Annotated in this window: 18 protein-coding genes and 1 tRNA gene; 15 read left to right on the forward strand and 4 right to left on the reverse strand. The window is 65.1% G+C overall.

Annotated elements, in window-relative coordinates; translation table 11 throughout:
* Nucleotides 1–13: 13 nt before the first annotated feature.
* The 12 genes from RDU83_09170 to RDU83_09225 all read left to right on the forward strand — a co-directional run bounded on the left by RDU83_09170 (nucleotide 14) and on the right by RDU83_09225 (nucleotide 15,726).
* The gene (locus RDU83_09170) at nucleotides 14–1,522 is read left to right on the forward strand and encodes a fused MFS/spermidine synthase (GenBank protein ID MDQ7841181.1); all 1,509 of its coding nucleotides are present in this window, start codon (nucleotides 14–16) and stop codon (nucleotides 1,520–1,522) included.
* A gap of 67 nt (nucleotides 1,523–1,589) precedes the next feature.
* Nucleotides 1,590–1,805, forward strand: a complete 216-nt coding sequence (locus RDU83_09175; GenBank protein MDQ7841182.1) for a DUF951 domain-containing protein — start codon at nucleotides 1,590–1,592, stop codon at nucleotides 1,803–1,805.
* Between the two features lie 43 nt (nucleotides 1,806–1,848).
* Nucleotides 1,849–5,526 (forward strand): GAF domain-containing protein, encoded by a 3,678-nt coding sequence (locus RDU83_09180; GenBank protein MDQ7841183.1) that lies wholly within the window; start codon nucleotides 1,849–1,851, stop codon nucleotides 5,524–5,526.
* Between the two features lie 9 nt (nucleotides 5,527–5,535).
* Nucleotides 5,536–6,630 (forward strand): redox-regulated ATPase YchF, encoded by a 1,095-nt coding sequence (gene ychF, locus RDU83_09185; protein ID MDQ7841184.1) that lies wholly within the window; start codon nucleotides 5,536–5,538, stop codon nucleotides 6,628–6,630.
* An 808-nt stretch (nucleotides 6,631–7,438) separates the two neighbouring features.
* Nucleotides 7,439–8,347, forward strand: coding sequence for a serine dehydrogenasease (locus RDU83_09190; protein MDQ7841185.1), 909 nt, complete (start codon nucleotides 7,439–7,441; stop codon nucleotides 8,345–8,347).
* A 450-nt stretch (nucleotides 8,348–8,797) separates the two neighbouring features.
* Nucleotides 8,798–9,217 carry an IS630 family transposase gene (locus RDU83_09195; protein MDQ7841186.1) on the forward strand — a complete coding sequence of 140 codons (420 nt, stop codon included), beginning with the start codon at nucleotides 8,798–8,800 and terminating at the stop codon, nucleotides 9,215–9,217.
* A 233-nt stretch (nucleotides 9,218–9,450) separates the two neighbouring features.
* A complete protein-coding gene (istA, locus tag RDU83_09200; GenBank protein MDQ7841187.1) occupies nucleotides 9,451–10,986 on the forward strand; it encodes an IS21 family transposase in 1,536 nt (511 codons plus the stop codon).
* Entirely contained in the window at nucleotides 10,986–11,735 is a 750-nt protein-coding gene (gene istB, locus RDU83_09205) for an IS21-like element helper ATPase IstB (GenBank protein ID MDQ7841188.1), read from the forward strand. Before istA ends, istB begins: the two co-directional genes overlap by 1 nt.
* Before the next feature lie 864 nt (nucleotides 11,736–12,599).
* Nucleotides 12,600–12,758 (forward strand): SPW repeat protein, encoded by a 159-nt coding sequence (locus tag RDU83_09210; GenBank protein ID MDQ7841189.1) that lies wholly within the window; start codon nucleotides 12,600–12,602, stop codon nucleotides 12,756–12,758.
* A gap of 365 nt (nucleotides 12,759–13,123) precedes the next feature.
* On the forward strand, nucleotides 13,124–14,086 hold the full coding sequence (locus RDU83_09215; protein ID MDQ7841190.1) for a hypothetical protein: 963 nt from the start codon (nucleotides 13,124–13,126) through the stop codon (nucleotides 14,084–14,086).
* A 901-nt stretch (nucleotides 14,087–14,987) separates the two neighbouring features.
* Nucleotides 14,988–15,317, forward strand: a complete 330-nt coding sequence (locus tag RDU83_09220; protein MDQ7841191.1) for a hypothetical protein — start codon at nucleotides 14,988–14,990, stop codon at nucleotides 15,315–15,317.
* A gap of 332 nt (nucleotides 15,318–15,649) precedes the next feature.
* Nucleotides 15,650–15,726 (forward strand) — tRNA-Trp (locus RDU83_09225).
* 20 nt (nucleotides 15,727–15,746) lie between these two features.
* On the opposite strand, the gene RDU83_09230 is transcribed toward RDU83_09225, so the two are convergent.
* From RDU83_09230 to RDU83_09240, 3 genes are read right to left on the reverse strand one after another with little or no spacing between them, the layout of a single operon-like run.
* Nucleotides 15,747–16,976: a serine hydrolase gene (locus RDU83_09230; protein ID MDQ7841192.1), complete on the reverse strand. Its 1,230-nt coding sequence runs from the start codon at nucleotides 16,974–16,976 to the stop codon at nucleotides 15,747–15,749.
* The gene (locus RDU83_09235) at nucleotides 16,964–17,248 is read right to left on the reverse strand and encodes a hypothetical protein (GenBank protein MDQ7841193.1); all 285 of its coding nucleotides are present in this window, start codon (nucleotides 17,246–17,248) and stop codon (nucleotides 16,964–16,966) included. Before RDU83_09235 ends, RDU83_09230 begins: the two co-directional genes overlap by 13 nt.
* Before the next feature lie 33 nt (nucleotides 17,249–17,281).
* Nucleotides 17,282–18,802: a PLP-dependent aminotransferase family protein gene (locus tag RDU83_09240; protein MDQ7841194.1), complete on the reverse strand. Its 1,521-nt coding sequence runs from the start codon at nucleotides 18,800–18,802 to the stop codon at nucleotides 17,282–17,284.
* Nucleotides 18,803–19,001: 199 nt separating this feature from the next.
* Here RDU83_09240 and RDU83_09245 point away from each other — a divergent pair, with 199 nt between their 5' ends.
* The gene (locus tag RDU83_09245; protein ID MDQ7841195.1) at nucleotides 19,002–19,475 is read left to right on the forward strand and encodes a cupin domain-containing protein; all 474 of its coding nucleotides are present in this window, start codon (nucleotides 19,002–19,004) and stop codon (nucleotides 19,473–19,475) included.
* Here RDU83_09245 and RDU83_09250 read toward each other — a convergent pair.
* Complete coding sequence (locus tag RDU83_09250; GenBank protein MDQ7841196.1) at nucleotides 19,444–19,710, reverse strand: metal-sensing transcriptional repressor; 267 nt, start codon at nucleotides 19,708–19,710, stop codon at nucleotides 19,444–19,446. The two genes, RDU83_09245 and RDU83_09250, sit on opposite strands and share 32 nt — an antisense overlap.
* 174 nt (nucleotides 19,711–19,884) lie before the next feature.
* Here RDU83_09250 and RDU83_09255 point away from each other — a divergent pair, with 174 nt between their 5' ends.
* Nucleotides 19,885–20,046 carry a hypothetical protein gene (locus RDU83_09255; GenBank protein ID MDQ7841197.1) on the forward strand — a complete coding sequence of 54 codons (162 nt, stop codon included), beginning with the start codon at nucleotides 19,885–19,887 and terminating at the stop codon, nucleotides 20,044–20,046.
* A 39-nt stretch (nucleotides 20,047–20,085) separates the two neighbouring features.
* Nucleotides 20,086–20,348 (forward strand): ISAzo13 family transposase (locus tag RDU83_09260; protein MDQ7841198.1); only part of this gene is annotated, 263 nt, incomplete at its 3' end.

A 20,348-nucleotide genomic window follows, 5' to 3' on the forward strand; every position in this document is an offset into this window, starting at 1 on the left:
CATCTGCGGGGAGGTGAGCGCCATCCTTGAGGTCACGGTTTTCGTCAGCGGCGGCGTGCTGCTCGCGCTGGAGATCATCGCCAGCCGGGTACTTGCGCCCTACTTCGGCAACTCGATCTATGTATGGGGCAGCCTGATAGGCGTCTTCCTCACGGCGCTGAGCGTGGGCTATGCCGTGGGCGGGCGGATCGCCGACCGGTTTCCATCACACGGCCTGTTCTCGGGGATCGTCTTCCTGGCCGGGCTGCTGACCGTCCCAATACCGATCCTCGCAACACCGGTGCTTGACGCGGTCGCCCGCGCCGACCTGGGGCCGCAGCTCAACCCGCTGGTCGGATCCATGGCGCTGTTCGTGGTGCCCAGCATCGTGATGGGCATGGTCTCGCCCTTTGCCGTGAGGCTGCGCGCCCAGGCCGTGGCCACGGTAGGGCAGACGGCCGGCGCGCTCTATGCCATCAGTACGGTGGGCTCGATTACCGGGACGCTGGCGGCGTCGTTCGTACTGATCAACTACTTCGGGGTTCGCGCCATCATCCATATCCTAGGGTTTACGCTGATGGCAATGGCCGTGATCGGATGGTTGGCCGCCCGGCAGCGGCCTGCCGCGGCGCTGGGCGCGGTGCTGGCGGTTCTGCTGGCAGCCGGGGTCACGGGGGCGTCACCCGCTCCCTCACCTACGCTGGTCTATGCACGCGACACCGTCTACCACCGGGTTACCGTTTCAGACGAGGGCACGGTCCGGTATCTCAAGCTGGACAACTACTGGCAGAGCGCCCTCGACCGCGAACGGCCGCAGCGCACGGTCTTTGCCTACGCGGACTACATGCACCTGCCCTTGATCTTCGTGCCCCGGCCCTCGCGTGCCGCGTTGATCGGGCTCGGCGGGGGCACGATCCCGGCCCGCTACGTGGCCGACTACCCCACGGTAACGATGGACGTGGCCGAGATAGACCCCGAGGTGGTGACGGTGGCGCGGCGCTTCTTCGGCGTGGCGGACAGCGACCGCCTGATTATGACCGCGCGCGACGGCAGGCTGCACCTGCGCCTCGCGCAGGCGCGGTTCGACATCATCCTGACCGACGCCTACCTGATTGATACCATTCCCTTCCACCTGGCCACCCGCGAGTTCTTTGCGCTTACCCGCTCCCGGCTTGCGCCCGGGGGCGTGGTTGCCTCCAACATAATCGGCGCCCTGGACGGCCCGAACAGCCGGCTTTTCCGGGCGATCTACAAGACCATCCGCCAGGTCTTCCCCACGGTCTACGTCTTCCCGGTGGATTTCGGGCGCTACGGCGCGCCGGACTCGCTGCGCAACATCATCGTGATCGCGACCGACGCGCCGGCGATGCCGCCCGCGGAGATCAGGCGTCTGGCGCAGGCGCTGGTGGACGCGCGGCGGGTAACCGTGGACCGGTTCCTGAGCGCGGCCGGCGATCTTTACGAGGCGGTCATCCCGACCGCCGACGTCCCAGCGCTCTCCGACAACTTCGCGCCCATTGATGCGCTGATACCGACTCGATAGGCCGGGAGTTGGGCACAACGGTAGTGCGACGAGATGCCCTGGTTGCCGGACAGGAGGTCTTGGCGCCATGCCGGTGCTGAAGATCGTCCTGGGGGACGTCGTGCGAATGCGCAAGACCCATCCCTGCGGGAACGACCAGTGGGAAGTAGTGCGTCTTGGGGCTGACATAGGGGTTCGGTGCCTGAAGTGCGGCAGGAGGGTCCTGATGCCGCGCGTGAAGTTCGAGCGCCGGATTCGGACCTTCATTCGGCGCGGCCCCGGCTTCGCCGAGGTAGGCCCGTAGGGGAACGAGCGTGGCGCGCTGGATCTAGGGTGAGGGCTGGATATTGAGTACGGGATCGCGGTATAGGGTTGCATACCCGTGGGCGGTCGCGGCGGCATCCGCCGCAGCGATGGCCGCGGCGCTGTCCACCGCGGCCTGGCCGCCGCCGCAGGAGTTCGCGCTGCTGTGCATGGCAGGGGTGATCGCCAGCGCGCTACGCGTGCCGATGCCCGCGGGCGGCTACCGGAGCCTGCGGCCCGCGGTGGCCGCTGCCGGTATCGGGCTCTTCGGCGCCCCCCCGGCCGCGGTTGCCCTGGCGGTCGGCGCGGTGCTTGGGGACGGCGTCCTGCGCCAGCGCCCGCTGCGCGTCACGCTGTTCAACGCTGCCCAGGCGACCCTGGCCACGCTTGCGGCCGGGAGTGTCGCGGCCCAGGTTCAACCCGGTTTCGCCGGATGGACCGGCCCTCTTCCCCCTGTGCGCGAGAGCGTGGCCCACGCGCTGGCAATCCTGGCGGCGGCAGCGGCTTTCGCCACCGTTTCCTCCGTGCTGGTGAGCTGGTACATCGCCCTGCGGCGGCGACGGGCGTTCGCAGGCGTGTTGGGAGCCAACATTGGGGTTGAGACCATCAACACGTTCCTGCTGTTTGGGTTCGGTTCGATCACCGGGTTGGTCATCAACGGCAACCTGCCGCTGCTTGCGCTGCTGGTCGCGGTTCCGGTGGCGATGGTCACGGCCGTGCTGGTGCTCTCCACCGGCGGGAGGCAGGCATCGGCAGAACTGGAGGCGCTTCACGCTGCGGCCCTGGAGATCGGCCGCTCTGAGACCCCGGACGAGATAACGCAGGTTGTGGCAGTGGCCATGGACAGGCTGGTGGTTTCGGATACGGCGATGACATGGCTGCGCCGGAGCGGTGAATCCGGGGCCATCCCGGTTCACGGCGGCGGCCCCGAAAACGGCGAAGCGGTAGGCCAGATCGAGCTGGCCGGGCTGGTCGCGGAGGTCATGCGGTCCGGCCGGCCGGTGCGATCCGGCAACTATGAGCGCGATCGCAGGCGCAACCCGCGCCTCCGGCCGCTCGCCGGCACGGGTGCGGTGCTTTCTGCGCTGGTCGTCCCGATGGCCGCCGCCGGGGAGGTCTGGGGCGCCCTGGCCTTTGCCGAGGGCGAGCGCCACCACTTTACCGCCCGGCACGAGTATCTGGCCGCTACGCTGGCAGGATACGCCGCGGTGGCCATGCGGAACGCGCACCAGATCGAGGAGGGCCGGCGCCAGGGGGAACGGCTGGTCGCGCTCCAGCACCTTGGGTTTGCTCCGAGCGCTACGCTCGACATTGACGAGGCGTGCCGGTTCCTGGTGAGGCGGTCGGCGGAGGCGCTGGGCGCAAGGTACGCGCTGCTGGCGCTGTACGATGGAGTGCGCCGCGAACTGCACGGGCAGGCAGCGTACGGCACGGATGAGGAAGAGCTGAGGCGGCTACGCGTGGGCATGGATGCCGAGCCAGGGGCGCTGCGTGAGGCGGTGCGCGCCATCCGTGAGCGCCGTTCCATTGCCTGCGCCATTGGCGACGACGATCAGGTGCCGGCCTGCCGCTGTCCGGTGCTCCTGGCTCTACCCGAGGGCCGCCACGCGCTGACCTCGCCCATGACCCACCAGGGCCGTCCAGTGGGAGCCCTGACCGTGGTGCGCAGTGAGCCGCGCCCATTCTCCGCGGCGGAGGCCGCCATTATCGAGGCGACCGCGGTCCAGGGAGCAGCGGCGATTGAGAACGCCCGTGCGTGCGCCGCGTTGAAGGTGCGGAATGGCCGCCTCCAGGCGGCCGTCGAGGTGTTCGGCCAGATGGGTAGGGCCGCTGACCTGCAGGCCATCTTCGCGCTGGTCGCGGAGGGAGCGCGCGACCTGTTCGGCACAGGCCGCTGCATGCTGCTGGCCTGGGACGGCCAGGGCCCCATCAGGGAGGCGCTTGGGGCCGGGTTGTCCGACGAATCCCATCGTGCCGTGGTCGCGCGCATCCAGGACGGCCGCAGCCGGTACACCGCACCGGGGGCCCGGCCGCACGTGATGGCCGGCCTGCCGGCAGGTCCAGGGGGGGAACCAACACGGTCCGCCGTCCTCTTTCCGCTCAGGACCAACGCGACATTCTTAGGGCTGATGACGCTGGTCTACGATGACGAAGGCGGAGGCATCTCTGCCGACATGGAGATGGCCGCGGCGTTCGCCGACCAGGTGGCGGCTGCCATGGCACGGATGGCTCTTCAAGTTCATGGCGAGCGGCGCCTCGACGAGCTTGTGCTGATGAACCGCATCGTCGGGTCGGTAAGCGCTTCGCTGGACCCCGTTGAAGTGTGCCGTATCGCGGTGTCCGAACTCGCCGACGCGGTGGGAGTTGCACGCGTCACGATTCATCGCCTGGAAGGTGCGCTGCTGCGCTTGATCGCGCAGGTCGGTTCCCCCGACGCACCCGCAGAGATCCCGGTATTCTCAGGGATCAGGGGGCGCGTGGTCCGCAGCGGCCGCCCCGAGTTGGTCGCGAACGTGCGCGACGACCCAGACCACATCTCCAGCAGCCCAGATACGGTCAGCATGGCCGCCGTGCCGGTCGTCCTGGAAGGCGTCACCACCGGCGTTCTCACAGCGGAGGGCACCGGCGCGCGCCCGCTGACACCGCACACCTACGAGTTCCTGGCCGAGTTCGCCGGGCAGTTGAGCATAGCGGTGAGGAACGCCTCTCTCTTCGAGGACCTGCGCAGGACGCACGACGAGCTGCAGGTGCTGTTCGAGGCCGCGAAGGCCGTAAGCGGCACGCTTGATCTTCGCACCGTGCTGGACAGCCTGGTCTCGGTCGCCTGTCGTGCATTCGGCTACGAGAACGGCGCGCTGCTGATGGTGGACGCCGCCACGGGAGAGCTCGTCGTGGAGGCGGCATACGGGTACCAGCGTCCCGTGGTCGGGGTGCGCGTGGCCGTAGGGACAGGGATTAGCGGGTGGGTGGCCCGGACCGGCAGCCCCCTCATGGTGGACGACGTCAGTACGGACCCACGTTACAACCAGGTGGACAACCGGGTGCGCTCTGAGATGGCCGTGCCGCTCATCGCCGAGGGGAAGGTGCTGGGCGTCTTCAACATCGCGAGCACGCGCCTGGCGGCCTTCGGACCGCGCGACCTGCACCTGTTGGGCACCCTGGCCTCCTACGCGGTCGTGGCGATCCAGAACGCGCGGCTGTACGAGCAGGCCCAGCGCCTCGCGATCACCGACGGCCTCACCGAGCTGTACAACCACAGGTACTTCTACGAGGCGCTCGAGCGGCTTCTCGAGCGGGCCCGCCGGGACGCGCAGCCACTCGCCATCATCATGGCCGAGATAGATCGGTTCAAGCACCACAACGACACCTACGGACACAAGAGCGGGGACGAGGTCCTGCGTACGATCGCAGGGCTGTTGCGGCGCGGCAGCCGGCCCTCGGACGTTGTCGCGCGGTACGGCGGCGACGAGTTCATGGTGGTGCTGCCCGGCGCGAGTGGGGCCGCGGCGTACGAGACGGCCGAGCGCCTGCGCCGTACGGTTGAGACGTATCCTCTCCTCGCCAACGGCGATATCATAACCAGCATCACCATGAGCGTGGGGGTGGCGGCCTTCCCGCAGGACGGCACGACGGCCGGCGCGCTGGTCGAGGCGGTGGACCGCGCGCAATACCTCGCCAAGCGGTCCGGAGGCAACAAGGTCCACGCGGCCCACGAGGCCTGACGGGCTACCATGGGCCTGGCGCTGGGACTGGTTGGCCTTCCCAACGCCGGGAAGTCCACTCTCTTCAACGCGCTGACCCGCGCCGGCGCAGCGGTGGCCTCCTACCCGTTCACAACGATAGAGCCCAACCTGGGGCAGGTGGCAGTTCCGGACCCGCGCCTGCAGGCGGTGGCCGGGGTGATCCACCCTGCCCGCACGGTGCCGGCGACCGTTCGATTCATTGACATCGCAGGACTCGTGCAGGGCGCCTCCCGCGGCGAAGGGCTGGGCAATCGATTCCTGGCCCACATCCGCGAGGTGGACGCGATCGTGCACGTCGTCCGCTGCTTCTCCGACGCCGCGGCACCCCTGGATGAGGCCGGCCTGTATCCGGTGCGCGATGCCGAGATCGTGGAAACGGAGCTGGCGCTGGCCGACCTCGAGACCGTCGAGCGGGCGCGCGAGCGGGCGGCGACACGGGCCAAGGCCGGAGAGGCGGCCGCGCGGGAACAGGGGGCGGTGCTGGCACGCATCGCGGCCGCGCTGGCCGAAGGCGTGCCCGTGCGGCGGCAGCCGCTTTCGGACCCAGAGCGCGCCCTGGCCCGCGAACTGCGCCTGCTTACCGCTAAGCCCGTCATCTACGTTGCCAACCTCGATGAGCGCCTCCTTCCAGACGGAGGGCCCTCGGCGGCGGCGCTGCGCGCGCTGGCCGATCGCCAGGGCGCCGCGTTCATCGGTTTGGCCGCACGCCTGGAAGCCGAACTCGGCGACCTGCCCCCGGACGAGGCCCAGGCATACATGGCCGCGACGGGCCTGGAGGAGCCCGGCGCCAACCGGTTGATACGCCTGGGATTCGCCACGCTGGGCCTGGTGAACTTCTGCACGGTGCTCTCGAACGAGGTGCGCGCGTGGCCGATCCCCAAGGGCACAACCGCGCTTTCGGCCGCCGGCGAGATCCACACCGACATGGCGCGCGGGTTCATCCGGGCAGAGGTGATTGCCTGGGATGCCCTGGTCGCTGCCGGCAGCATGCACGCGGCGCGCGAACACGGCGCGGTGCGCACCGAGGGTCGCGACTATCAGGTGGCCGACGGGGACGTGATCACGTTCCGCTTCGCGGTGTAGCCTCGGGCGTCGCCGCCCTTTGATTTGGGACCGCGCTCCCTCCGCCCGGTAGTGGGTCAATTTGATGGGTGACCCCCTCTTGAAAAGGGCAAGAAGCGTCCTCTCGTTCTTGTCGAGTGGCTGGATTCTCATTCTGGCCGTGGTTGGCAAACCCTCGGTCAGATAGAACGCGCCTCCGAACCCCTTCATTGTCGGTCGGTGGGCTGGTTAGTTTTGGAGAACGAGACCTGTAAGGTTTTGGTGCCGCACATCGCCGGGGAGAAGAACGGCGATGCCGTCCTTCTTGGTTGTGGGGACCTGACTATTCCAGCACGTGCGATTGTGAAGCTGACTGTCTTGAGGGAAGCGTGACTACTACTTGTCCTTTCCCTTCCCCGGGTGCGGTACTCGTTCAACTACCGTGGTGTTCGGACGCTTCCGTGCGTCTTCCACGGGGATGAATTCTCCCGTCTTGGCATCGCGTCCACGCAGACTGCTTTCGGTCGGCTTCTTAGACATGAGGTGAACCTCCATGCGTTGGGTTTGGGCTAGTCAGAATCCCCACACTATGTCATACTCAGATTATGCCAAACCGGTCAAGCAAAACACAAGACCCCAACAGCATTGCTGCCTGGATCGTCCAGCAGACTGCTCAGGCGGTCAAAGAGGGCAAGGACCCCTTGGCCGTCGAACTCGGCCGGCGCGGGGGACTGAAGGGCGGGAAGGCGAGGGCGGAGAAACTTTCCCCGCAGAAACGTCATGCTATAGCCAAGAAAGCTGCTCGCGCTCGCTGGCAAAGCCCAAGAGGATAACGGGGGGCCTGACTGCCATGGTTGAACCGGTCGCGCCAGCTGCTCACACTAGCTCGAACAAGATCATCGAGCAGCAATTGGATTCGCGCGTTGACGCGCTTGAACGCGTCCTTGGTACAGACGTTTTGGCGTTCTCTGGGCTAATTCTTGCTCGCTCTGACGACCTGGTTCGCGAGGCGGTCGAAACCAGAGATAACAAGAAGACGAAACTTGTCGTCGTTCTTGAAACGGCAGGAGGCTATATCGAGGTAGCCGAGCGAATCGCTAACACCTTGCGTCGTCACTATCAGTATGTGGACTTCATCATTCCGAACGCTGCTATGTCGGCGGGTACGGTTCTTGCGATGTCTGGCGATGCCATCCACATGGATTATTACTCTGTATTGGGGCCGATTGACCCTCAAATAGAGCGTCCGGGTAGCCCTGGATTCGTACCTGCTCTGGGCTATTTGATTCAGTTCGAACGTCTTGTTGAGAAGTCCAACAGAGGGACACTTACTACAGCCGAACTGGCCTACTTGGTACAGAGGTTTGATCCAGGCGAGCTTTACCTATTTGAACAGGAACGCGAATTGTCTATATCGCTATTGAAAGAGTGGCTAGTCAAGTACAAGTTCAAGAACTGGAGTATCACACAGACGCAGCAAAAGAGTGTTACCCCCGAAATGAAGATGGATAGAGCGGCAGAAATAGCGCTGAGGCTGAATAATACCGAGAGGTGGCACTCTCACAGTCGTGGAATCCCAATGGAAGTGCTTCGTAGGGATCTCAAATTGCAGATAGAGGATTTTGGCGAGAGTGAACCCTTGAACAAGGCCGTTCGGGAATATCATAAGTTACTGACTGATTACATGATGCGGATTGGAGCGACCTGGGCAATTCACAGGTATCAAGATCATTTTGTCTCTTCAGCCGTGAGGGAATAGCCATGCCTTCTCAGCCTGATGTCAAGAAAATCCTGGACCGTAACCCTCGTGTGAACAGGAAGCAATTTGAGGAAGTAATAGCCTTGTTGGGCTTCCTGCGTGACAATGGGGTTAGGGCAGCTCAGTACAATATCAAGTCTCCATTCAGTCGTTACGAAGGTATTCGACAGAGGAAACAAGGCACCCCGCCCGTTCCAAGTACAGACTGAGAGTTTTCGTCCTTCCTTGACAGTGCTTGGGCGGTCAAGCATAATGAGGGTGTGAACCGGCTCTCCCTTGAGGAACGAACTCGCGTAGTTTCGGCCTTGGTTGAGGGTAATTCCATCCGGGCCACCTGCCGTATGACCGGAGCGGCCAAGGGCACGGTCCTCCGGCTCCTATTGACCCTTGCATAAGTAATGGGACGATGATATCTTCCCATGCATGAGACCACACGGGAGTCCCGCAGAGTTGGAAGCACGGCGGCGCCGGGCCGTCGCCCTCCTCGTGAACGGGCTGGGCGTCCGGGAGGTCGCTCGGCAGATTGGCTGCTCCCCGACGTCCGTCAGCCGCTGGCAGGCCGAGGTCCAGGCCGGGGGTGCGGACGCGCTCCGGGCGAAGCCGCCGCCGGGTCGCCCCCCGCGGTTGACTGCCCGACAGCGGGGGAAGCTCCTGAAGCTGCTCCTCAAGGGCGCCCCAGCCCACGGGTTCAGCACCGACCTGTGGACCTTGCCCCGGGTGGCCGCGGTCATCGCCCGCACCTTCGGGGTGACGTACCACCCGGCCCACGTCTGGAAGATCCTCCGCAGGGAGGGGTGGAGCTGCCAGAAGCCCGAACGGCGGGCCCGGGAACGGGACGAGGCGGCGATCCAGCACTGGTGCGGATTCTGAGGCAAATCGATCACCTGTTCTGATAATCCCCGATCACTCGTTCCAGCCTGAAACCGATCACCCGTTCTGATAAATCCCGATCACCTGGTCTGGGAATTCCCGGACACCCCGGGGGACCTGAGCGACGCGGCGCTGGACCCCATTCGGCCAGAGGGTCTTCCCGGCGATCCCCCAATTCCTGAGCAAACCACACGGAGGGGGCTGGGAGACCGATGGCCAGGCGGAGGGTATCGATGCGCAAGATCAAGGAAGTGCTGCGACTTCACTGGGGCTTGGGCCTGAGCATGCGTCAGAGCGCCCGGAGCCTGTCGGTGGCCTCCAGCAGCGTGAGCGACCTGGTCCAGCGGGCTAAGGCGGCGGGCCTGGGATGGCCGCTGCCGGAGGCGCTGGACGAAGCAGAACTGGAACGTGCGCTCTACCGGGGGAACCAGGGGCGGCCGCGCCGCCGGCCGGAGCCGGACTGGGCCGGCCTGGACATCGAGCTGCGGCGCAAAGGGGTCACCCTGGAGCTGCTCTGGATCGAGTACAAGCGCGAGCAGCCCAGCGGCTACCAGTACGCGTCCTTTTGCGCGCACTACCGACGGTGGCGCCAGCGGCAGGACGTCGTGCTGCGCCAGCCCTACCGGGCCGGGGAAAAGCTGTTCGTGGACTATGCCGGGCCGACGATGCCGATCGTTGATCCGCGCACGGGCAGCGTTCGAGAGGCCCAGCTCTTCGTGGCGGTCTTGGGCGCGAGCAACTACACGTATGCCGAGGCCCAGTGGGCGCAAGATCTGCCCTCGTGGATCGGCGGCCACTGCCGGACGCTCGCGTTCTTTGGCGGGGTACCAGAGGTGGTGGTGCCCGACAATCTCAAGGCCGGCGTACGGCATCCGTCCTGGTACGAACCGGACCTGAACCCGACCTATGCGGACTGGGCCGCGCACTACGGCACCGTCGTCCTGCCGGCGCGGCCGCGACACCCGCGGGACCGGGCGAAGGTCGAGGTGGGCGTGCAGATCGTCGAGCGCTGGGTGTTGGCGGTCCTGCGGCACCGCACCCTCACCAGTCTTGGGGAGGCCAACGCGGCGATTGGGGAGCTGGTGGACCGGTTGAATACTCGGCCGTTCAAGAAGCGGGACGGCTCCCGCCGGATCCTCTACGAGACGCTGGAGAAGCCGGCGCTGAAGCCGCTGCCGGCTCATCCCTATGAGTTCGCCCAATGGAGGGAGGCCAAGGTGAGCATCGACTACCATGTCGCGGTGGACGCGAATTACTACAGCGTCCCCTACCAGCTCCTCGGCGAACGGGTCGACGTGCGGCTTACGGCAGGGACCGTCGAGGTGTTCCGCCAGGGCCGGCGGGTCGCCAGTCACGCTCGGGCCGCGGGCCGCGGCCAGTACCAGACCGACCCGGCCCACCGGCCGCTGGCCCACCAACGGTACCTCGACTGGACGCCCTCGCGCCTCGTGCGTTGGGCGGCGACGGTCGGTCCGCACACGGCCACGCTCGTCGAGACGATCTTCCGGGAAAAGCCGCACCCCGAGCAAGGGTATCGGGCTTGCCTGGGCATCGTGCGGCTGGGCAAGCACTACCCCCACGAGCGGATGGAGGCGGCGGCGGGGCGGGCGCTGGCTTTTCATGCCCACTCCTACCGCAGCCTGAAGTCGATGCTCGAAAAGGGACTCGATCAGACGGACCTCGAGCTCAGCCCGAACGTCCCGCCCCAGCCTCCGCACGCGAACGTCCGGGGCGCCCTCTATTTCGCCGACGAGGAGCGTGGACACTGATGCTGACCCAACAGACCCTTCAGACCTTGCGGGAGCTGGGCCTGACTGGCATGGCGGACGCCTACCAGGCGCAACTGCAGGACCCCGACCTCCACGCCCTCTCGTTCGACGAGCGCCTCGGGCTGCTCGTTGACCGGGAGTGGAGCGCCCGCCAGACCCGGCGACTCACCCGCCGGCTCCAGGAGGCCAAACTCCGCCTCCCGGCCGCGATCGAGGACATCGACTACACGACGCCCCGCGGTCTCGATCGTGCCGTCATCCGCACCCTCGCCGACGGCCGCTGGCTGCATGAACATCAGAGTCTGTTGATCGTGGGCCCCACGGGGGCCGGCAAGACGTTTCTCGCCTGTGCCCTGGCCCACGCGGCCTGCCGGCTGGGCTTCACCGCTCGGTACTACCGGGTCCCACGCCTCGTCGGCGACCTGGCCCTCGCCAGAGCCGACGGCTCCTATCCGCGCCTGATGGCCAGGCTCGCCAAGACCGACCTGCTGGTGCTCGACGACTGGGGCCTGGCCGTGCTCGCCGCCGGCGAAGCCCGGGATCTCCTGGAGGTCATCGATGACCGGTGTACGACGCGCTCCACCCTCGTCGCCAGCCAGCTCCCGGTCGAGCACTGGCACGCCACCATGGCCGCCCCGTCCATCGCTGATGCCGTCCTGGACCGCCTGGTGCACACCGCGCACAAGATCCACCTCAAGGGCGAGTCCATGCGCAAGGTGTGCGCGAAGGCCAAGCCGCAGGGGGGATAGCCAGATGCCTCCCCGCCGGCGAGAAACCGCGCGACGGCCTTCTCAGGGGCTTGAGCGCTCGGCTCCCTCAGGCTCGCAGGCATGTCCCAGGCTCAGAGGGCCACCAGGAGGCCGGCCACCTGGGCTCGAACAACAGGCACCCACAGGGAGGTGAGGCGTCAAGAAAACCGCCGGCGTCGCTTCGCTCCGACCCGGTGATCGCGATCCTCGGATTGGGTGATCGGGAATTATTGGAGCGGGTGATCGGATTGACCCTGGACTGAGTGATCGAATTCGCTGGAATGCGCAGTCAGACGCGGGGAGGTCGTTGGGTGTGGGAATCGTGGCGCCGGGAGGGGGATTCCTGGCTTACCGCAGTGGCCGGTGGTGCGACTGGCGGTCGCCTGAAGTCGGGCAAGTTCGACCCCCAGCGACGGCTGGGATCGAGCCGGACGGCCCTCCGTTACCGCCTCGGCAGATCGGTCATGCGGTCAAGCAGTCGTGCCTCGAAGGCGCTTTCTTTCCTCACGATCTCATCGCGCCCAGAGCCCGCGCCTCGCGTTGGCAGGCCCGGAACATCTCTGCGTACTTCACGTTCGGCGGGAGACTTTGGGCACGGCGCACTACGTCAGGAGCTTCGCCAACGCTCTCGGCAAGATGCGGTGATGGAAGCAGGAGACCGAACGGATGGTGTGGAAAGACGCTCATGCGTGAACCAGTGATGTAGACTGAAGGTCGAAGTCAGGACCCAATCGCATAGGTCCACTAAGGTATTGGCAGAGGGGCTGACCGCCGCGGTTCGGCCCCTTTCGGTTGTTCTGACCGGCGTCTGGCGGAAAGGCGCACTCACGACAGGCGGACAACGACGCAAAGGAGGGAATGCGCATGCAGGTCAAGTGGGTGCACATCGTCCTTGGTCTCTGGCTGGTTGTCTCCCCATTCTTGCTGAACATCACGGGTGCCGGTCGATGGAGTAACATCATCGTCGGTATCATCATTGCCGTTCTCGCGTACACGTCGTCCAAACAGGAGACAGGCGTCTGACGCTTGACTCTTCGCGGGGCGAGGACCAGGGCGTGAGGGGCATCCGGACCCAGCAGTTGCAGGTTCGGTGAAGTGGCCAAAACCGCATAGCACACAACCGGCATTGGCAGAGGGGCTGACCGCCGTGGTCAGGCTTTCTGCATAGAGGGGGGCAGCGAGACGGGCTCCTCGGGCCCCGCGGGATTCGGGACCGCTTGCCGGCGGGCGCTCACGATGTGTGGCCATAGATGCATACGTGCCGTTGAACAAAGGGGGTAGCCAACGTGCTCGCAGCAACACAAATCGCGCCGGTCGAAACCCGTCTTGAGCTTCTCTTGGGACAGATTTCGCTACTCCAACGGCTCGTAGAGGAACAAGATTCCCTCATGGCAGGCAAGGTGGACGCAGAGGAGTCGCGGAGAAGGCTTTTCGTCGCCAACCGGATCAATGAACTATGTCAGCAGCTTGAGCTGGATTGCGCCGAGATCCTGCACGGGGAGCATTGGGTGAGAGATCTCAAGACGGTCCGCGCGTTGGCCGAGTCGGTTCTACGAGAGAACCCGGTTCTGCAGGTCCAGAGCTCCCTGCATGTCATCAGGTCAGACGAGATGCCGGACCGATATGTTCTCAGCCGGAATCGCCGCCGGGAACTGAGGAAGGGGTTCGGCCTTCATCAAGGGACAAGGAATGATGAGGGCCCCTCGGTGGTCATTGCCTTCACATCGTCGGCTTATGAGCAACTGTGGCACGCCCACACGGTTGATGAATACACCGTTGTCCTGGACACCCGGTTTGCCGGCCGTTACATCGATGGCAAGGCATGCGAGCTGACAGCACACGACGAGGAACTCCTTCACTTCTGGCCCCATACCTATCACGCCCTTGCCAATCGGGGAACATGCTCGGGGCGGACGTTCACGCTCAAATATCCGCTTGGGGTAAGCATCTGGCTGCCTGCACTGAAGCTCACCGGTACGGAGCGGGGACGGGCTGAGGTGTGCTCTGTTCGCTGGGAGCAGGTGGGGAGACACATCCTCATTCGGCGCTTCCACGTCAAAGACTCCTACCACAGGTACACTGTCAACATCGCTACCCTTGCCTCCCGGGCGCAACTGAGGCTGCCATGCGACGAGAACGGGTACTTCTATGTGATTGACGGCTGCGTCGCGGCCCGCCGTGGGACTGGCGAGGTGACTGCGTCGACGAACGACCTGATCGTAGTTGCGCCGACGCGCGCACTCCGCATTCGGGCAGGTGCGCATGGCGCTCGCCTCTATTGGGCCTCAGACATCGTGTACGATCCCAGGCGAAATCACCGTCCAAGGTCCGAATTGCTTCCCTGTGACTAGGGCCGCCTCCAACCACATGTCGAGCGAGCGATTGGAGGTGCATGCATTATGGTACGGTGGGGGCTCGGTCGCGACCGACACACAGCGCCGGTGTACTTCACCCAAGAGGGCATCGCACAGGCGAACGAACGCCTGCGGCGTCTGAAGGAGCAACTCCGATCCCTCTCTGCGCAGACTAGGGATGAGGGCGATTCGTTCGACGAGGCCGAAGATGAGGGGATGATCAAGTTCTCGGCCATCCAGTTGGAGCGCGCTACTATCGAGGCACGGATTGCCGATCTGGGCGCGATGCTCGCACAGGCGGAGGTCATCAAGCCCGCCCGTGCGACCAATGCCGTAACCCTTGGCATGCCTGTGAGAGTGGTCGACCTCAGAACCAAACGGGCGTCCACATACTTGGTGGTTGGGCCAGCAGAGGTCGACCCCGACAGCGGCCGCATTTCCTACCTCAGCCCGGTAGGTCGGGCCTTGCTGGGGCGTCCAGTTGGCGACGTAGTGGTCGTCGATGCGCCGAGAGGTCGGGGCAGGCTGCGAATTGCGGGTGTTGGGCGCTCATGGCTTCGTCGGACCCCTGTGCAACGTCGTGAGCCGAGGCACAGAGCAACCCGTTCCAGCCTCCCTCGTCGGCGCGTTCGGAGACCCCTGGCGCGATCTCGATAGAGATGGGGCGTAACAAGACCCCATCTCCGAGGGATCAATAGTTGAGTACAGGCGCTGCCGGGCGTGGTCGGGTAGTCGGCCTACTGTCGAGGTGGTCGGCTATGTTCCGAGCTTACTGGCACGGACGGTTGCGGGAAGTCGGCTGGAAGAGTCCGGAAATCAAGTCAGGGGTAGAGGGAGGACCCACACGGTACTGTTCATGAAGCAGTGATGTCACAACACTTCAGGGAGGTACTGAGCGATGGTTAAGCATGTAGTATGGGGTCTGATTATCGGGGCAGTCATCACACTGATTATCGGCTTTGCGTGGGGTGGTTGGACAACCAGGGGCACTTCCCTACAGCGGGCTGAAGAGGCTGCCTTGGCGACTCGGGCGGCAATCTGCGTCGCCCAATTCATGAAGCAACCGAACGCTCAAGAGAAGCTGAAAGAACTAAAGGATATAAGTTCCTGGGAGAGAGCCGCCTTCATTGAAAAGGGCGGCTGGGACAAAATGCCCGGGGAAGAAGAGGCTAGTCATACTGTAAGCCGAGCATGCGCCGACGGGCTTGAACTTCTTATGGAGAGATAGGCAAGGCTCACCAGGAGGTATTTGTGTTCACGTTGAGCAAGTCTCCGACACTCAGCCCCGTTGAGGGCAGGAGTTATCGCCTGCCCTCCTTCTGTTGTGGCCCTTCGTAATTGCTTCAATCTCCCGCCATCAAAGCCTCTCGATGTAGCACCGACCCGGCATTGAGTCAGACGCTCGATGTACGCGCGAAACCGGCGGTCAGGGGTGGCTGGGGTGTGGGCCATACCTTGCATGACCCCATACCGCCCCGGAGATGTCCAGGTTTTTGTGACACAGCAGTACCAACCTCGGTTGCGGCTCGGCCGGTCCGTTCCTATGATGGGAGACGGCGCAGGGGCGTAGCTCCAATTGGTAGAGCGCTGGTCTCCAAAACCGAGTGTTGGGGGTTCGAATCCCTCCGCCCATGCCAGAGAAGATCCAGAGCGCAGGCTATCTCAACAGCTCAGTTACGCCCCTGTACAGACCGACGAACCATAGATCGCGCAGCCGCTCCGTGTGGTTCCAGGTCGCGACCACGCAGTACCTTCTCGCCGTGCGTGATTCGAGAAACGTGGTGAGATTGAGCACGCCGGGCTCGCTGCCACCCTTGTATGCCACTCTTGCCCAACCCTCGGCGCCTGCGGGGCCGGGGTTGATCGCCGCCGCGGGCAGGTCTGCTACGGCGGAGATTTCGCGGCACAGCTCACGCGCCGTGTAGAACCACTCCACGTCAAGCGCGGTGGGGCCTCCAGCGAAGATCCCGGGAGAGGGAAGCGGCCGGTGTGCGGCATCGCGCAGCGCGTCGCGGCGCCCGGATTCGTCCTCTCGCCGGTAGCGCTCCAGCAGGTCACGGTTCTCGGGCGCCTTCAACACAAATGCCTCACGGGTGGTCAGAAACGGGCGGTTCCGTACCGGCGCCAAAGCTTCCACCGTGCCGCGGCCCAGCGTGTGAATGAGGGCGTCCGTGGCTGTATTGTCGCTGATCGAGATCATCAGCTCCGCGAGCCGCAAGAGCGTGACCTCGGTCCCCTCCGGCGCGGTGTGCAGCGTGCCGCTCGGGAGACTCTTCCACTCCCTGCGCAGCGTGACGGCATCGCCCCACGAACGCCGGCCCGCGTCCACCTCCTGCCTGAGGGCTTGTAGTACCGTGAGCTTGAACGCCGATCCCACGGCAAGCGATGCATCCGCGTTTAGGGCAACGCGTTCGCGACCCCCCTCCGCCGCGAGAAGGCCCACGTGTCCCGGGAGCGCGCGGAATGCGGCCAGGGCTTCGCCCGTGGAGGAATGCGGCACGCGCGGCCGCAGCAGTAGCCCTGTAAAGCGGCCCTCGCCGTCCACCGAGGCCGTCACGTCGAGGATGCCGCGCTCTACCTCCATCACAAGACCGGTCCCGGCCTGGCCGACCCGCAGGCAACGACCAAACTCGGCCTTAATCGTATCGAGGGCAGACTGGACCTGGGCCAGGGGAACCAGGGAGAGAAAGCCGGGAGCGAACCACTCGGCCGCGATGCGGTCGGCCGCGCAGATGCGCTCCAGCGCCGGTTGGGTCGGGGGGGCCTGTGCAGAGCCCGGGGACACAAAGAGCGGTGCCGCCAGCGCTCCTAAGGCAACCGAGATCAGGATCGAGAGCGGAAGGAGCAATCGAGCGATGCTCCTGCCCCACTGAGTCACACGGAACACTCCCGCCTCCTCTGCGTCCCTTCCGCAGATGAACCAAACCTCTCCAGCCTGATGCCCGCTGCGACCATCAAGCGCCCGATCTGGCCGATAAGCCTGCGAGCATTGCCCGGAATCCCTAGGGCACTCGCTTTCTGCGGGCCCTCGCACGCCTTCTTGAGGGACTTCGCCTCCCTCAGCGCGCTGCTCGCCATCCTATGGGACTCAGCCTCCCGCAGCGCCTCCTGGATCTTCTGTGTTGCGAGCCGCTCAAGCAAGAACGCCGAATGAAACATCTTCCTCCCCCCATTTGCCCGATTTTCCAGTGACTATGCGATTGGCCCCGGCACCGCCCGTTCGGCTGGCGCCTGGGTGCGCCGGCGCATGACCTGCCGCAGTGCCGACCCCATTGCCTCAACCCCACGCCCAATCTCGTGCTCGTCCGGTACGCTGAAGTTGAGCCTGCACGTGTTCGAAGGCCCACCCCCCGGATATAGGTAGTGGCCCGGCAGGAATACGACACCACGCGGCGCGGCCGCATCTAGAAGCTCCTGTGCCCCCACCTGCTGCGGCAGCTCCACCCACATGGATATGCCCCCTCCGGGAGGGGTCCAGCTAGCTTCCCGGGGGAGGTGTCGCCGCAGCGCGGCGTCCATAGCCCGGTAGCGCGATGCATAGATGGCCCTCATGGTGTCCACGTGCTCGTCGAGCCACCCGCGCCCCATGAACTCCAACACGAGGTGTTGGCTCAGCGACACAGGCTGAGAGTCGCTCAGAGCCTTCAGCCGTGCGGCCGCCTCGACCACAGGCTGGGGCGCCACAAGCCAGCCTACCCGCAGCCCGGAAGCCAGGACCTTGGATACCGTGCCTAGGTAGAGCACGTGGCCACTGCCGTCAAGCGCCTTCAACCTGGGCGGAGGCGGCTCGTCGAAGTACAGATCGCCGAAAGGATCATCCTCGATGATGGGGACCTGGTACCGCCGGGCGATGCCGAGCAGCTTTTCTCTCCGCTCGAGGCTCATCGTCGTCCCGGTAGGGTTCTGGAACGTGGGCACGGTGTAGATGAACCGTGGCCGGTATCGGGCGACCACGAACTCGGCCTGGTCCACATCCATCCCGTCTCGATCCACCGGAATGCCTATGACGCGCAGGCCCTCCGCCTGGAAAGTGTCAATCGCGCCCAGGTATGTCGGCGACTCCACAATCACGGTATCGCCAGGTTCTGTCAGGAGCCTCACGAGGAGATCGAACCCCTGCTGTGCGCCGTTGATCACCACGACCCGGTCCGCGTCCGACGCTATCCCGGCTCTGGCCAGCCTTGAGGCGATCACTTCGCGCAGAGGGGCTATTCCATGCTTGGCGCCGGCGCTCACCGCGGCGACTGCCGACTCGCGCAGGACGGCCTCACAGGCCTGCCTGATCCGATCCAGCGGCAGCAGCGAGCTGTCGGGCACGCCGTTGCAGAGTTGGGCCAAGTCGGCCCTATTGCACAGTTCAGCAAGCGCATAGAGTCCTGCCGGTTTCTCTCCCTGCAACCTCTTCGCCAGGTTGGTCATGTGGGCGGTCCAGGCCAGAGGCCGGACACCCGAGCCTCTTTCCGTGAGTCCAGAGGGAGGCGTGGCGATCAGGGTCCCGCGCCCAACTCGCGCCTCGACCAGCCCCTCCGCGGCGAGTTCGTCATAGGCGCTGACGACCGTAGTTCTCGATACTCCCAGACTCTGGGCCATCTTGCGCTCAGGCGGGAGCCGGGTCCCCCTTGGCAGGTCGCCTCTGAGGATCTGCTCCCGAAGCTGGTTCCGGATCTGGATGTAGGCCGGTATCCGGTTCTCGCGATCAACTGTAATGGCCATGGCGACTCTCCCATAGAAGATATCCAATACGAGCATACCGGGTGTCCTGGCGGCGTAAAGGGCCAATTGGACTGCTTTTGAGATATCCAATCAGGCCACCGGAGCGCAGGATGGACTCCGGTCGACGGCACGACCAGGCGGCGCCTCCCTGCTTCGCCCATGTTAGAATCCCGGGAAGATCGACGAGAGGAGAGGATCAATGGAAGGTAGCCGCTACCGGCGCGTCCACGCCAGCGCCCTCGAGGGGTTCCAGCACGCCCGCGACGACTACTGGTACCGCTCGCTCGTCTTTGGGAAGGGTCTCTTCACCTATCTGGCCTATGTGCCGCCGGGAGGGTTCATGCCTCCCCACGGCCACGAGGAGGATGCGTGCGAGCTGTCGTTCTTCATGCTGGAGGGCGAACTAGAGATCACGCTGGAGGGCGAGACCTTCGTGGTGGCGCCGGGTGAGGCAATTCACGTGGATCCGGGCGTCTCGCCGGGCGTTCGTAACTCTGGGATCCGTACTGCCAGTTTCCTGCTTACGTTTTCCCCTCCCCCGAAGATCGCGTCACTGGAGGCGCTCCGAGAACGCTACGAGCGTCCGGGGGACGGGGTGAAGTCACCTGAAGAGATGGAGGCGCTGGTCAGGCAGTCGCCTGTCAGCCGACAAACCGGTCGAGGGCGTCCTTGAGCTCGCCGATCGCCGCGGCGACGTTCCCGCGGCCCTGCGCCTCGATGATGCAGTGCGCCAGGTGATCTTCCAGCAGGACGCGGGCGGCCTGGTCCAGCGCGGCGCGGGCCGCCGCGGTCTGTACGAGAACCTCGGGACAGGGACGGCCCTCGGAGACCATCGTACCGATGCTGCGCATGTGCCCCTCGATGCGCGCCAGCCTGTTCGTAACCTTCACGGTCCTGGTATGCGGCATGCTCCGCCCCCGGGGCCCCGGCCCAAATTCGTCGCACGGCCGGCCGTCGCGCGCAGAATAGCACCGCTCCTTGACGGCTGTCCTGGTTCAGATAGATCCGAAACACCCTAACTGAGCATGCCGTACCGGTTCAAGAGGAGCTTCCGGCCCCTGGGAGGCGGCTATACTGGCAGCATGATGATCCAGCAGAGCCTGCTTCCCCAGTCGTTATGGATTCGCATGTCGGCGCCCCTGTCCCGCGAGGCGCGGCAACGGTTGCGATGGATGGGGTTCTACGAGGCGCACGGGCGCAACGCGCGGCTGACCTGCCGGCGCTTAGGGATCGTAACGAAATAAATGATTGATTTAGGACGGACAGGGATGTACTGTTGATGCGTGGACATCCGGACGCTTCGCAGGAAGTACCGAGCCCTGGCGCCGGGGTTGACGGAGCGCTCGAGGCGGCTGTGGGCCGCGTCCGAATCCATGGTGCTGGGCCATGGTGGGATTGCCATGGTCGAGCGTGCCACGGGCATCTCGCGTTCGACGATCAGCCGCGGGATACGAGAAGTGGAGTCCGGCGCGCACGAGACACTCAGCCCGGATCGGACGCGTCGACCAGGAGGCGGGCGCAAACGAGCGGCGGAGAAGGATGCGAC

It is taken from the genome of bacterium (genome assembly GCA_031082185.1).
Classification (GTDB): domain Bacteria; phylum Sysuimicrobiota; class Sysuimicrobiia; order Sysuimicrobiales; family Humicultoraceae; genus VGFA01.